Origin of the sequence: Sphingobium sp. IP1 (assembly GCF_002708645.1) — a bacterium.
GTDB lineage: Bacteria > Pseudomonadota > Alphaproteobacteria > Sphingomonadales > Sphingomonadaceae > Sphingobium > Sphingobium yanoikuyae.
The window spans coordinates 1-12,824 of sequence record NZ_NOIW01000129.1 but is presented as its reverse complement, the minus strand read 5'-3'; the positions used below and the strand labels follow the sequence as shown (position 1 = coordinate 12,824).

Sequence of the window (12,824 nt, the reverse complement as noted above, 5' to 3'; positions counted from 1 at the left end):
TCCCTCGACGGTGACCATCGACGGCTGACATGCACCATCGTTGATCCTCCCCTGCCAGGGGAGGGGGACCGGCAAAGCCGGTGGAGGGGTGTCCCGCTCTCGATGGAGCGCTGCCCCTCCGCCTGACCCGCGATCATTGCCCTTCCCCCGCGGGAAAGGGCGCCTGGGTCTCAGCCCCTCGGCTCGATCCGCAACTGCGCCCGGTCGCGCACGCCACCCTGCTGCGGCGGGCAGGCCATGTAGCGAAATTTGCGGTCCATGCAGATCCACACTTCGCTCAGCGCGCCGTCGCGGTTGACGTTCAGGCGGATGCCATCGGCGACCATGCCCTTGTTTTCTGCCGCGAACGCCTTGGCGAAATCCTGCGCCGACAGGGTCGGCCGCGCGGCCAGCGCCGCCATGTCGGGATAGCGCAGCGCCTGATAGAGCTTGCGCGACAGGGCGAAGAATTTGGTCGGCGTGGTTGGCATGCAGGTGCCATGCTTGACCCACTCATGCTGGATCAGCTGCACCGACGGCGTCGAACAGAGATGCTCGCGGATCACCTTGCGCGGCAGCGGTGCGGCCGGCTTGCAATATTGCGGCCATTCCTTGCCATAGCCGTCGGGCCACAGGCCATGCAGGGTGAAACCGAAATCATTGCCCGACCCGCACTGGAAGGCATCGCGGGCGCCGCCGCGCGACGTCTTGCAATATTGCGGGCTCCAGCTGACCGCCAGCGTGTAATAGCCGATCGGCAGCACCCGCTTGGGCTCGTCGGCGCTCGGCCCTTCCACCTGCGGGCGGGCGATGATCTCGGGCAGGCGGCACTGATTGGCCTGGGCATGGGCGATGCCGGGCAGCAGCAGGGCGATCAGGGGCAGCAGATATTTACGCATGGGAAAAATCCAGTCCGATGTCGGCGGCAGGGGCAGATTGGGTGAGGCGGCCGACGCTGATATAGGTAACGCCGGTCTCCGCCTTGGCGCGGATCGTATCCAGCGTGACGCCGCCCGATGCTTCGGTCGGCACCCGTCCACCGACCAGGGTGACGGCGCCGCGCAGCGTGGCTGCATCCATATTGTCGAGCAGCAGATGCGTCGCCCCGGCGGCTAGCGCCGGCTCGATCTGGTCGACCCGGTCGACCTCGACGATGATCTGGGCGATGCCGGCGGCGACCGCACGGCGCGCCGCTTCCTCGACCGATCCGGCGACCGCGACATGATTGTCCTTGATCATCGCCGCATCCCACAGGCCCATGCGATGATTGGTCGCGCCGCCCATGCGGGTGGCATATTTCTCCAGCCGGCGCAGGCCCGGAATGGTCTTGCGCGTATCGAGCAAAGTCGCGCCCGTGCCCAGGATCGCGTCGACATAGGCGCGCGTCATGGTGGCGATGCCGGTCAGATGCTGCACCGTGTTGAGCGCCGACCGCTCCGCCGTCAGCAGCGCGCGGGCCTTGCCCCGGATGCGCATGATGTCGGTCCCCGCCGCCACCCGGTCGCCATCCTGGTGCAGCAGTTCGATCTCGACATCGGGATCAAGCGCGCGGAAGAAGGCCACCGCGATCGGCAGGCCGGCCAGCGTCACCGCGTCGCGGCTGTCCATCACCCCGTCGAAGATCGCATCGGCCGGGATCACCGCCTCGCTGGTGACATCGCGGCCATCCGGCCCCAGATCCTCGGCCAGCGTGGCCGCGACAAAGGCGTCGAGGTCGAACCCTTCCAGCGTGAAAGCCCCGCTCACTTCTTCTTCTCCACCAGTTCGCGGGTCAGGAAGGCGTGCAGCAGCGCCGCGCGCACCGCATCCTCGGCATGGTCGGCGCCGACCGAATGGCCGCCCTCGCGATATTCATGATAATAGACCGTGCTGCCGGTCGCCTTCAGCTTCGCCGCCATCTTGCGCGCATGGCCCGGATGGACCCGGTCATCCTTGGTCGACAGGTAGAAGAAGGCGGGCGGATACTGCACCCCGGTCTTCACATTCTGATAGGGCGACCATTTGGACATGAACGCCCAGTCCGATGGCACATCGGGATCGCCATATTCCGCCACCCACGACGCGCCGGCCGACAGATGCGAATAGCGCTTCATGTCCTCCAGCGGCGATCCCGCGATCACCGCGCCATACAGGTCGGGCCGCTGCGTCATCGCCGCACCCACCAGCACGCCGCCATTGGATCGGCCGGAAATGCCGATATCGCCCTTGGTCGACACGCCGGTCTTGACCAGATCCTCGGCCACCGCCGCCAGATCGTCGAACGCATTCTGGCGCTTCTCGCGCAGCGCATCCTGATGCCAGGCCGGGCCATATTCGCCGCCGCCGCGGATATTGGCGAGGACATAGGCATTGCCATCCTCGACCCAGAACAGGCCCAGCGGCCCGGCGCGATAGGGTTCGGTGGTGAGGTAGGTCGGCGTCTGCGCCGCGCGGAACCCGCCATAGGCATGGATGAACGCCGGCACCGGCCCCGTCACGCCCTTCTTGCGCGCCAGGAAATAGGGTATTTTCGTCCCGTCCTTCGACGTCGCAAAGCGCTGCTCCACCACGAACTGGCTGGCGTCGAAGCGCGCCGGCAGTTGCTGGATCGTGCGTGCCGGCCCCTGCGCGCCCGCCACCATCAGGCTCGGCGGGGTCAGCATCCCCTCGACCGAGGCGAACACCCGGTCGCCCTTGTCGTCGGTGCCGACCAGATGGACCGTCGCCTTGTCGGCCAGCGGCACCGAACGGCTGGTCCAGCGGCCGGTGGCGGCATCGCGGGTCATCGCCAGCAGCGCGCCCGACACATTGTCGAGCTGCTTCACCCACAGGATATGGTCGGTGGTGCGCACTTCCTCGACCACCGTGGTCGCGGTCGGCTTCAGCACCACCTGCGGCGCCCCCGCCTTGCCCGCCGCCACATCGGCGATCGGCCAGGACACCAGCGATCCGGTCGGAATATCACCGAGCGGCTTGTTCAGCAGCACGATCATCTGCCCGCCGATCAGGCCACGGAAATCGGCCGTGTCGGGCACCGGCGTGCGGATCAGTTTGCCGTTCGCACCCTCGATATAGAGGTCGTTGGTATAGAAGGTCAGCGCCCGGTCGATGAAGACCCAGCGCTTGGCCCCATCCTGCTCGACGCGCGGCCGCACCGAAATGTCGCTGTCCACGCCTTCCTTGACCAGCGTCGCGGCCGACAGCGGCGTGCCCCGCTTCCAGCGCTTGACGATGCGCGGATAGCCCGACGCGGTCAGCGATCCCGCGCCATAGTCGGTGCCGACCAGCAACGTGTCCTTGTCCGCCCAGGCGACGTCGCTCTTGGCTTCGGGCAAGGTAAAGCCGCCCTCGATGAACTTGCCGGTGGCGAGGTCATATTCGCGCACGACATCGGCATCGGTGCCGCCCGCGCTCAGCGAGATCAGGCAACGGCTGTAATCGGGCGCCAGGCAATCGGCACCATGCCAGACCCAGCTCTTGCCCTCCGCCTTGCCCAGCGCATCGACGTCGATGATCGTCGTCCAGTTGGGCTTGCCCGCCAGATAGGATGCTAGGTCGCTCGACCGCCACAGGCCGCGCGGATTCTTCGCGTCGCGCCACAAATTGGTGACGCGGTCGCCCATCACCTTGTCGGGGACCGCAATCTGGCTTTCATCGTCCAGGATCGCGCGCGCCCGCGCCCGGTCCGCCTCGAACCGCGGACTGGCGCGCAACAGCTTTTCCGTCTCGCCATTCCACTGCTCGACCTGCGCGATCGCCTTGGCGCCCTCGATATCCTCCAGCCAGAGATAGGGATCATCGCTTGTGGCGGGCGCGGCGGCGATCAGGGCAGGAGCGGAAGCGATGGCGATCGCCATCAGGGCGGAACGGAGCGTCAGCTTATGTCTCATGGCCCGATGCGATAGGCGATGATGCGGGGCCGTTACAACAGCGAGCCGACCATCCGCGCGACATTTTCCGCAACCTTGCGATAGAGCGGCCGCGCCCGCCATGTTTCGCGGTCCAGCGTCTCCGCCCGCGCCATGAAACGACGCTGCACCAGCTCCACCGCCGCCACCGTTTCCGCGTCATAGATGAGCAGGCTCGCCTCCTCGTTCAGCTCGAAACTGCGCATGTCGACATTGGAGGAGCCGACCACCGCCAGCCGACCATCGATGCTGACCGTCTTGGCATGGACGAATTCGGGCCGGTGGGCATGGATGCCGATGCCCGCCGCCATCAGCTCGGCATAATAGGAGGCCTGCGCCGCATGGACCAGCCACTGGTCGACCGGCTTGGACACGATCAGGTCGACCTTCACCCCGCGCACCACCGCCGTGCGCATCGCATCGACCAGGTCATCGTCGGGGATGAAATAGGGCGTCACCAGCATCACATGGCTGCGCGCCTGATGCAGCTGCCACACCAGCAGCGTCTTGAACCCTTCCAGCGGATAGTTGGACCCGCTCGGCAGCAATTGCGTCACCGCGTCGCCGGCCGGATCGGGAATGACCACCGGCCCCTCGGGCAAGCGGTGCGTCTCCATATACCAGTCGGCGCGCACCAGCGCCTCCAGCTCCGCCACCACCGGCCCGGTCACCCGCGCCACCAGTTCCTGGTTGACGATGCCGGGCTTGAAGTCGCGCGCGACGATATTCTGCGATCCGACATGGCCGATCACTCCGTCGATCACGAACAGCTTGCGATGGTTGCGCATGTCGCGCCTTGTCCGCCCGCGGATCCAGCGGAACGGCAAAGCGGCGCACAGCTCCACCCCCGCTGCCGTCAGCATCGCCTCCATCCCCTTGCGCCAGGGCCGCGATCCGACCGGATCATACATCACCTGCACGGTGACGCCGCGCTTCACCGCCGCGCCCAGCGCATCGGCCACCCGCCGCCCCACCGCATCATCGGCAAAGATATAGACCAGGATGCGCACGCTGTGCCGCGCGGCATTGATGTCCGCCACCAGCCGGTCGATCGCGACGATATAGTCGAAGATCAGGTCGACCCGGTTGCCGCCGGTCGCCGGCATCTTGCCCAGCTTGGCGGCGAGGTCGACGATCGGCGCGCGATCCGGGTCGGGTGATGGCGCATGGGGCAGCATCCGCGCGGCAATGCCGCCAAACCAGGGATCAAGCTCGCCGAACCGGGCGCGCCGCCATTCGGGGAAACGCGGGCTGCCGATGATCCAGAACAGGATCAGCCCCGGCACCGGCAGGAAGAAGATCAGCAGCAGCCAGGCCCGCGTCGCCGCCGGCGTCCGGCGAAAGGGCACGGCGATCAGCGCGCCGATGCGGATCGCCCATTCGAGGCAATAATAGAAAAGGCCGAAGTCGCTGTCGGGGAGGTTGACCATGTGACCGACCTCCCCCGTCTATCCTCAGCGTGCGCCCAGATCACCCTGGCCGACCGTGCCGCTGGCCATTTCCAGCATCCGGTCCAGGCTCTTCTTGGCGGCGACGCGCAGCGTCTCGTCCATCTCGATGCGCGGGCTCAGGTCGCGCAGCGACAGATAGAGCTTCTCCATCGTGTTGAGCGCCATATAGGGACAGATATTGCAGTTGCAGTTGCCGTCCGCGCCCGGCGCGCCGATGAAATTCTTGTCCGGCACCGCCTTCTGCATCTGATGGATAATATGCGGTTCGGTGGCGACGATCAGCGTGTCGCCCGGCATCGTCTTGGCAAAGTCCAGGATGCCGCTGGTCGACCCGACATAATCGGCATGGTCGACGATATAGGGCGGGCATTCGGGATGCGCGGCGACCGGCGCGTCGGGATGCTGGGCCTTGAGCTTCAGCAATTCGGTCTCGCTGAACGCCTCATGCACGATGCACACGCCCGGCCACAGCAGCATGTCGCGGCCCAGCTTGCGCTTCAAATAGCCGCCCAGATGCTTGTCGGGGCCGAAGATGATCTTCTGATCCTTGGGGATCTGCGCCAGGATCTTCTCGGCCGACGACGACGTCACGATGATGTCGGACAGCGCCTTCACCTCGGCCGAACAGTTGATGTAGCTGAGCGCAATATGATCGGGATGCGCCTCACGGAACGCCTTGAACTGGGCGGGCGGGCAGCTGTCTTCCAGGCTGCAGCCGGCGTCCATGTCGGGCAGCACGACGATCTTCTGCGGCGACAGGATCTTGGCCGTCTCGGCCATGAAGCGCACGCCGCAAAAGGCGATGACATCGGCGTCGGTTTCCGCCGCCTTGCGCGACAGTTCCAGGCTGTCACCGACGAAATCGGACAGATCCTGAATCTCGGGCGACTGGTAATAATGGCCCAAGATGACGGCGTTGCGCTCCTTGCGCAGGCGGTCGATCTCCGCGCGCAGGTCCGTCCCCTGCGGAATATCGGTGAAAGCGTTCATACCCTGTGACTCCTCGGTCTTACCGGGCGCCCTAGCGGGCCTGTCTCCGGTTTGCCAGTACCTCGTTAACCGGCGTGGTCACGTCCCAGCGATCGCGATTGGGGCGTTCCGCCGGAAAAGTGACGATCACCCGCGCATCGCCCTGCCCGGCCGCTGCCAGCGGCGCCGCCATCAGCTTCACCAGCGCGGCCCGGCCATATTCGCGCGCCTGCGCCATCCGCTCGGGCGACCCGGCCGATTTGGCGGCCCGCGCCTGCGCGTAAGCCGACGTGCGACGGCTCAGTTCCTCGCCCGCCTCGCGCGTCACGAACAGGCCGCCGGTGCGCACCAAAGTCCGCTGGCTCTCGTCCACATTGGGCTTGCCGACGGTGACATCGGGCGCGTTGACGATCAGGGTGCGGCGCTCCGCATCCCATTCCAGGTCATTCGCGCCGATCGCGCCGACATTGACGAAATAATCGACCGAAAAGGGCATCTTCACCACCTGGTCGGACTTCAGCCAGCCAAAGCCGCGCACATCGCGCGCGCTGCTCTGGATCGTGCCGCTCAGTTCGGAAACCTTCAGGCTGCTGGTGCCGGCTATCTTTTCGGCAATGACCTTGGTCACGGCCGTCCCGTCCTCCTCGACGCTCACCACATAGTCGCGATTATAGCGCTGCCAGCCGACCAGCATCGCCCCGCCGACGATCAGGATCAGCAGCGCGACCGCGACCGGCCCGGCATAGCGCTTCAGCGCATCTGCCATCGCCCATCCTCCAGCGGCGCGGCCATGCCCCGGCCATTGAGGTCAATGAGATGCGCCAGCACCGATCGCCCGGCCGCCCCATAAAGGCGCGGGTCCACGCCCTTGTACATTTCCGCCACCATGTCGGGGATGGCGCTGTCGCCATTGCGCTCCAGGAAGCGCATGATCTGGCCCTCGCGCTGCTTGCGATGGCCCATCATGCCGCGCACCAGCCGCTGCGGATTTTCCACCGGTTCGCCATGGGCCGGATAATAGACGACATCGTCCCGCTCCAGCAGCCGCTGCATCGAGCGCATATAGGCGGTCATGTCGCCATCGGGCGGGGAAATGACGCTGGTGGACCAGCCCATCACATGGTCGCCGGTGAACAGCGCCTTGTCCTCAGCCAAGGCAAAGCAGAGATGATTGGACGTATGGCCCGGCGTCGCCACCGCCGCCAGCGTCCAGCCGGTACCGGCCACCCCCTCGCCATCGCCCAGCACCCGGTCGGGCCGATAGTCCGCGTCGAAGGCCGCGTCCGCGCGCGGCCCGTCGTCGCTCAGCGTCAGCGGCGCACAGCCGATGATCGGCGCGCCGGTCAGCACACTCAGCGGCCGGGCCGCCGGACTATGGTCGCGATGGGTGTGGGTGCAGAGGATCGCCACCACCGGCCGCCCGCCGATCGCCGCGATCAGCGCGTCGAGGTGCTCGGCCTCGTCCGGCCCCGGATCGATCACCGCGACATCCGCGCCGCCGACCAGATAGGTCTGGGTGCCGGTATGGGTGAAGGGCGACGGATTGGGCGCCAGCACGCGCGCCACCAGCGGCGACAGCGGCATCAGGATGCCGGTCGGCAAATCGGCCGGATCGAACGGGGTAGCCATGGCTCCCATGTGCCCATTTCCCGCCGGATTTCAAGGGCCGCAGATGACCGTCACCCGAGCCTTCGCTGGGGTGACGATCAGATAGGAGGGCCACCTGTCCTACATCGCCCCCCTCTGCTAGGCTGCCGCCATGCGCAACGCAGCCCCTTCCCGCATCCCCCGCTCCACGCAACAAGATTTCCAACTCTTGTTTCAACCTGTCAAAATGTGCGGGAAATATGCGAAGTTAAGCGCGGCATTTCCAACATGACACCCTCCCTCCCCGAACGCTGGCGCCAGCATCTCAGCCTCGACCGGCGACGCTCCACCCATACAGTGCGCGCCTATGTCGCCACCGCCGAGCGGCTGGTGGCTTTCCTCGCCGAGCATCAGGGGCAGGCCGTGACCGCCGCCAGCCTCGCCCGGCTGGAGCAGGCGGACCTGCGCGCCTATCTTGCCAGCCGCCGGGTCGACGGCATCGGCAATATCTCCGCCGCGCGCGAATTGTCGGCGGTGCGCGGCTTCCTGAAATTTGTCGGCGGCGCGGAAGCCCGCGTGCCCCAGCTCAAGGGGCCACGGGTCAAGCGCGGCCTGCCCCGCCCCATCTCCCCCGACGAGGCGCTGGCGCTGGCCGGCGACATTGCCGAGGGCGCGCGCGAGGACTGGATCGGCGCGCGCGACTGGGCGGTTCTGCTGCTGCTCTATGGCGCTGGCCTGCGCATTGGCGAGGCGATGGGGCTGATGGGCGACATCATGCCGCTGGGCGATACGCTGCGCGTCACCGGCAAGCGCGGCAAGACGCGGCTGGTGCCGCTGCTGCCGCAGGTCCGCGCCGCGATCGAGGCCTATGCCGAGCAATGCCCCTGGTCCCCGGAGCGCGACCAGCCGCTGTTCCGGGGCGCGCGCGGCGGCCCGCTTTCGGCCGCGCTGATCCGCCGGTCGGTGCAGGGCGCGCGCGGGCGCCTCGGCCTGTCAGACCGGACCACGCCCCATGCGCTGCGCCACAGTTTCGCCACCCATCTGCTCGGTCGCGGCGCAGACCTGCGCTCCCTCCAGGAACTGCTCGGCCATGCCAGCCTGACCTCGACCCAGGTCTATACGCAGGTCGATGCCGCCCATCTGCTCGACGTCTATCGCGCCGCCCATCCCCGCGCCTGAAACGGCCATGGATTCGCCGTAATCCTGCGTCAGCCTCGCTGGCAGATCCCCGTTGCGACCGGAGGAACCCCAGGATGCTGCGTCTGTTGATGGCCCTGCAAAGCGTTGGCGGCACCGACATCCCGCCCGATTTCGACCTGCAGAAAGTGCAGCCCGCGCCCAATCCCAACGCCATCGTCGTCACCGGCCGCCGCCGCGACGAACGAATCGACCGCGAGGTCGCCGCCACCAGCGACGAGCCCCCTCTGGGCCGCGCCGAAACCACCCTGTTCGGCAAGGTGAAGGGCAATGTTCATGTCGAGAGCCAGGGCATGGGCAACGGCACAACGTCGCAGCGGGTGATAGTGGGGATCAAATTGCCCTTCTGAGCCTGTCTAAAAAATCGCGAAAGGGCGATTTTCAGTACGGTTCCAGCCCACTCCCCCGCCCAACCGCCCGATCCAGTGTCATCCTGTCGGTTGGTTGGGCGCGGGCGCGGGCTGGTACCGGCTTTCTCAAACAGACTCTTATCCCTTGGGCCGCCAGGTCAGCAATCGCCAGAGATAGAGCAGCACCGCACCGACCACGCAGGCGGTCGCCACCGGTCCCACATATTTGTCGATATCGCGGAAATTCTGGCCGAGCAGGAAACCGGCATAGGCCAGCACCAGATTCCACACCAGAGCGCCGCCGGCAGTCCAGATCAGGAAGCGCACATGGCCCATGCGGAACAGCCCGGCGGGCAGCGAGATCATCGTGCGAAAGGCCGGCATGAAGCGGAAGACGAAAACGACGATCTGGCCATATTTGCCGAACAGCCGGTCCAGCGCCTCGACATCGCGCCATTCCAGCGTCGCCCAGCGGCCGAAGCGATCGACCAGCGGCTTCAACCGGCCAAAGCCCAATATATGGCCGACCAGATACCAGAAATAATTGCCGATCGTGGTGCCCAGCGTGCCCGCCAGCAGCAGCCATTCCATCGCCATCCGCCCCTGGCCGACGCGGATGCCGCCAATCCCCATGATCAGTTCGGACGGGATCGGCGGAAAGACATTTTCGAGGATCATCAGCAGGAAGATCCCCCAATAGCCCCCCGCATCGATCAGCCGCAGCACCCAGTCGGTCATGCCCCTATGTCCGTTCGTGCTGAGTAGCGGCTGAGCGAAGTCGAAGCCTCGTATCGAAGCATCGCGTGCAACATCCTTCGATACGCCATTTCGACATGCTCAATGGCTACTCAGGACGAACGGAGGAATGGCGCACATCCGTCAGGCCGCCGCCCGTGCCGCCAGGCGCGCGTCGATCGCGTCCCAGATCATGCCGCCGGTATCGGTGCCGTCGAACGCGTCGATCGACACGATGCCGGTCGGCGACGTCACGTTGATCTCGGTCAGCCATTCGCCGCCGATCACGTCGATGCCGACGAACAACAGGCCGCGGCGCTTCAATTCCGGCCCCATCGCCTCGCAGATTTCGCGCTCGCGATCGGTCAGCACGGTCTTGGCCGCCGATCCGCCGACCGCCAGGTTGGAGCGGATCTCGCCTGCGCCGGGAATACGGTTGACCGCGCCCGCGACCTCGCCATCGACCAGCACGATGCGCTTGTCGCCCTGCGCGACGCCGGGGATGAAGGCCTGGACCATGAAGGGTTCGACCCACGAAGCCTTGAACAGTTCCACCAGCGACGACAGGTTCGCGCCATTGCTGCCGACATGGAATACCGCGACGCCGCCATTGCCATAGAGCGGCTTCACCACGATCTCGCCATGCTCGGCGAGGAAGCTCTTCACCTCGGCCAGGTCGCGGGTGATCATCGTCGGCGGCATGAAGCGGGCATAATCGAGCACGAACAGCTTTTCGGGCGCATTGCGGACGCTGGCCGGATCGTTCACCACCAAAGTCTCTTCCTGCACCCGCTCCAGCAAATGGGTGGCGGTGATGTAGCTCAGGTCAAAGGGCGGGTCCTGCCGCATCCACACGACATCGACATCGCGGCCCAGGTCCAGCATCTCCGGCTCGCCCAGCGCATAATGATCGCCCTCGACCTTCTGCACCTTCACCGGCCGCGCCTTGGCCAGCACCCGGCCGTCGCGATAGGTGAGGTCCGGCGCCAGATAATGATAGAGCTTATGCCCCCGCGCCTGCGCCGCCAGCATGATGTGGAAGGTCGAATCGCCGGCGATCCTGATCCCTTCCATCGGGTCCATCTGCATGGCGACGGTCAGGGGGTTGAGTTCGGTCATCGGCGCGGTTTCCTTCCATATCCGTTCGTGCTGAGTAGGGACTGAGCGAAGACGAAGTCCCGTATCGAAGCATCATTCGGCACTCACCCTTCGATACGCCCCTTCGACTTTGCTCAGGGGGCTACTCAGGGCGAACGGCGGATGATTTTCACCCCCCATGCCAGACATTGGCCAGATGGCGTGGCGGGCGGCCGGGCGCAAGGAGGATGACGTCAATTCGCATGTCGTCTCCGGGTCTTGCCAGCTGATACCATAATATTTCGGCGCTCGCCGCCACCCGCGCCAGCCGCCGCTGGTCGATCGCGACGTCCAGTTCGGCGTCGGTGGCGCGGCTCTTCACCTCGACAAAGGCCAGCATCGCCCCCTTGCGCGCGACCAGGTCGACCTCGCCCGCTGGCGTGCGCAGGCGCTGGCCGACGATCTGCCAGCCCTTGAGGCGCAGCCACCAGGCGGCGATGCGTTCGGCCTGTCGGCCGCGCTTCTCCGCCTGCTGGCGGTTCACGCCTCGCGTTCTCCCTTGAGTTCATTCGCCCGGTCATAGAGCGTCCGCCGGTCGAGCCCCAGCTTCTTGGCGACCTCGCCCGCCGCCTTCGACACCGGCAGCCGGGTCAGCGCCTCCCGCAGCGCCGCGTCGGCATCCTCGGCGCTGGCCGGCGGCGCCTCGCCGGGCGGGCCGACGATGACGACGATCTCGCCCTTGGGCGGGGCATCGGCATAGCGCGCGGACAGTTCCGTAAGCGTGCCGGTCGCCGTCTCCTCGAACGTCTTGCTGATCTCGCGACTGACCGCCGCCTCGCGATCGCCCAGTGTCGCCGCCATCGCCGCCAGACTGTCCGACAGGCGCGGCCCGCTTTCGTAGAAGACCAGGGTCGCGCGCAGCGCCACCACTTCGGCCAGCACGTCGCCCCGCGCCTTCGCCTTGTTCGGCAGGAAGCCCATGAACAGGAAACGGTCGGTCGGCAGGCCAGAGAGCGTCAGCGCCGCGATCGCCGCGCTCGGCCCCGGCAGGGTCGTGATCTTGCGCCCGGCCGCCCGCGCATCGCGCACCAGCTTGTAACCCGGATCGGAAATCAGCGGCGTCCCCGCGTCCGACAGCAGCGCCACCGATTCGCTCGCCATCCGCTCGATCAGCCGCTGCCGCACATTTTCGGCACTATGGTCATGATAGGGAATCATCGGCCGATCCGATCCCGCATGGCGCAGCAGCCTTGCGCTGACCCGTGTATCTTCCACGGCGACCACGTCGGCCAACCGCAGGACTTCCGCCGCGCGCGGCGTAAGGTCTCCAAGGTTGCCGATCGGCCCCGCCACGATGTAAAGCCCGGGCTCAAGCCCGGATGCCAATATAGTTTCCATAAGGATCCCAGATGACAGAGACGGATGCCCCCCGGCAAGCGAACATGTTCGCGGCGATGAAGCGCAGCGCGCGATTGCTGTTCGTTGCCAGCACCATCATGCTTGCCGCCTGTCAGTCGATCGTGCCCAAGGGCCCCGGCCCTGCCCAGCCCACCGGTCCCGCCAAGCCGACCGGCCCGGAAGTGACCCAGGGC

General features: G+C 66.5%; 13 protein-coding genes and 1 pseudogene. 3 read left to right on the top strand and 11 right to left on the bottom strand.

The features are described from left to right. Positions 1-170 precede the first annotated feature (170 nt). Genes CG471_RS26160 through CG471_RS26130 form a run of 7 tightly spaced genes read right to left on the bottom strand, consistent with a single transcriptional unit; the run spans position 171 to position 7,915 of the window. Positions 171-878 (bottom strand): ribonuclease T, encoded by a 708-nt coding sequence (locus tag CG471_RS26160; RefSeq protein ID WP_099234263.1) that lies wholly within the window; start codon positions 876-878, stop codon positions 171-173. Next, complete coding sequence (gene nadC, locus CG471_RS26155; RefSeq protein ID WP_099234262.1) at positions 871-1,725, bottom strand: carboxylating nicotinate-nucleotide diphosphorylase; 855 nt, start codon at positions 1,723-1,725, stop codon at positions 871-873. Before nadC ends, CG471_RS26160 begins: the two co-directional genes overlap by 8 nt. Continuing rightward, positions 1,722-3,848: a prolyl oligopeptidase family protein gene (locus tag CG471_RS26150; protein ID WP_099234261.1), complete on the bottom strand. Its 2,127-nt coding sequence runs from the start codon at positions 3,846-3,848 to the stop codon at positions 1,722-1,724. The genes nadC and CG471_RS26150 overlap by 4 nt, the downstream gene beginning before the upstream one ends. Before the next feature lie 32 nt (positions 3,849-3,880). Then, the gene (gene cls / locus CG471_RS26145) at positions 3,881-5,296 is read right to left on the bottom strand and encodes a cardiolipin synthase (RefSeq protein ID WP_099234260.1); all 1,416 of its coding nucleotides are present in this window, start codon (positions 5,294-5,296) and stop codon (positions 3,881-3,883) included. Positions 5,297-5,320: 24 nt separating this feature from the next. After that, entirely contained in the window at positions 5,321-6,307 is a 987-nt protein-coding gene (gene nadA, locus CG471_RS26140; RefSeq protein ID WP_099234259.1) for a quinolinate synthase NadA, read from the bottom strand. Between the two features lie 31 nt (positions 6,308-6,338). Then, a complete protein-coding gene (locus CG471_RS26135) occupies positions 6,339-7,052 on the bottom strand; it encodes a DUF4230 domain-containing protein (RefSeq protein WP_099234258.1) in 714 nt (237 codons plus the stop codon). Further along, a complete protein-coding gene (locus CG471_RS26130; RefSeq protein WP_099234257.1) occupies positions 7,037-7,915 on the bottom strand; it encodes an MBL fold metallo-hydrolase in 879 nt (292 codons plus the stop codon). Before CG471_RS26130 ends, CG471_RS26135 begins: the two co-directional genes overlap by 16 nt. Positions 7,916-8,161: 246 nt before the next feature. Between CG471_RS26130 and CG471_RS26125 the strand changes: the two genes are divergently transcribed. After that, positions 8,162-9,052 carry a tyrosine recombinase XerC gene (locus CG471_RS26125; RefSeq protein ID WP_099234256.1) on the top strand — a complete coding sequence of 297 codons (891 nt, stop codon included), beginning with the start codon at positions 8,162-8,164 and terminating at the stop codon, positions 9,050-9,052. A 74-nt stretch (positions 9,053-9,126) separates the two neighbouring features. Next, a complete protein-coding gene (locus CG471_RS26120) occupies positions 9,127-9,420 on the top strand; it encodes a hypothetical protein (protein ID WP_099234255.1) in 294 nt (97 codons plus the stop codon). A 138-nt stretch (positions 9,421-9,558) separates the two neighbouring features. Here CG471_RS26120 and CG471_RS26115 read toward each other — a convergent pair whose 3' ends face one another. From CG471_RS26115 to rsmI, 4 genes are all read right to left on the bottom strand, one after another. After that, positions 9,559-10,158, bottom strand: coding sequence for a DedA family protein (locus tag CG471_RS26115; RefSeq protein ID WP_099234254.1), 600 nt, complete (start codon positions 10,156-10,158; stop codon positions 9,559-9,561). A gap of 141 nt (positions 10,159-10,299) precedes the next feature. Continuing rightward, positions 10,300-11,274, bottom strand: a complete 975-nt coding sequence (gene gshB, locus CG471_RS26110; protein ID WP_004210448.1) for a glutathione synthase — start codon at positions 11,272-11,274, stop codon at positions 10,300-10,302. Positions 11,275-11,422: 148 nt separating this feature from the next. Continuing rightward, positions 11,423-11,776, bottom strand: coding sequence for a YraN family protein (locus CG471_RS26105; RefSeq protein ID WP_099234253.1), 354 nt, complete (start codon positions 11,774-11,776; stop codon positions 11,423-11,425). Further along, entirely contained in the window at positions 11,773-12,630 is an 858-nt protein-coding gene (rsmI, locus tag CG471_RS26100) for a 16S rRNA (cytidine(1402)-2'-O)-methyltransferase (protein ID WP_099234252.1), read from the bottom strand. The genes CG471_RS26105 and rsmI overlap by 4 nt, the downstream gene beginning before the upstream one ends. An 11-nt stretch (positions 12,631-12,641) precedes the next feature. Here rsmI and CG471_RS26095 point away from each other — a divergent pair. After that, positions 12,642-12,824: pseudogene (locus CG471_RS26095) on the top strand (hypothetical protein); the annotation flags it as partial.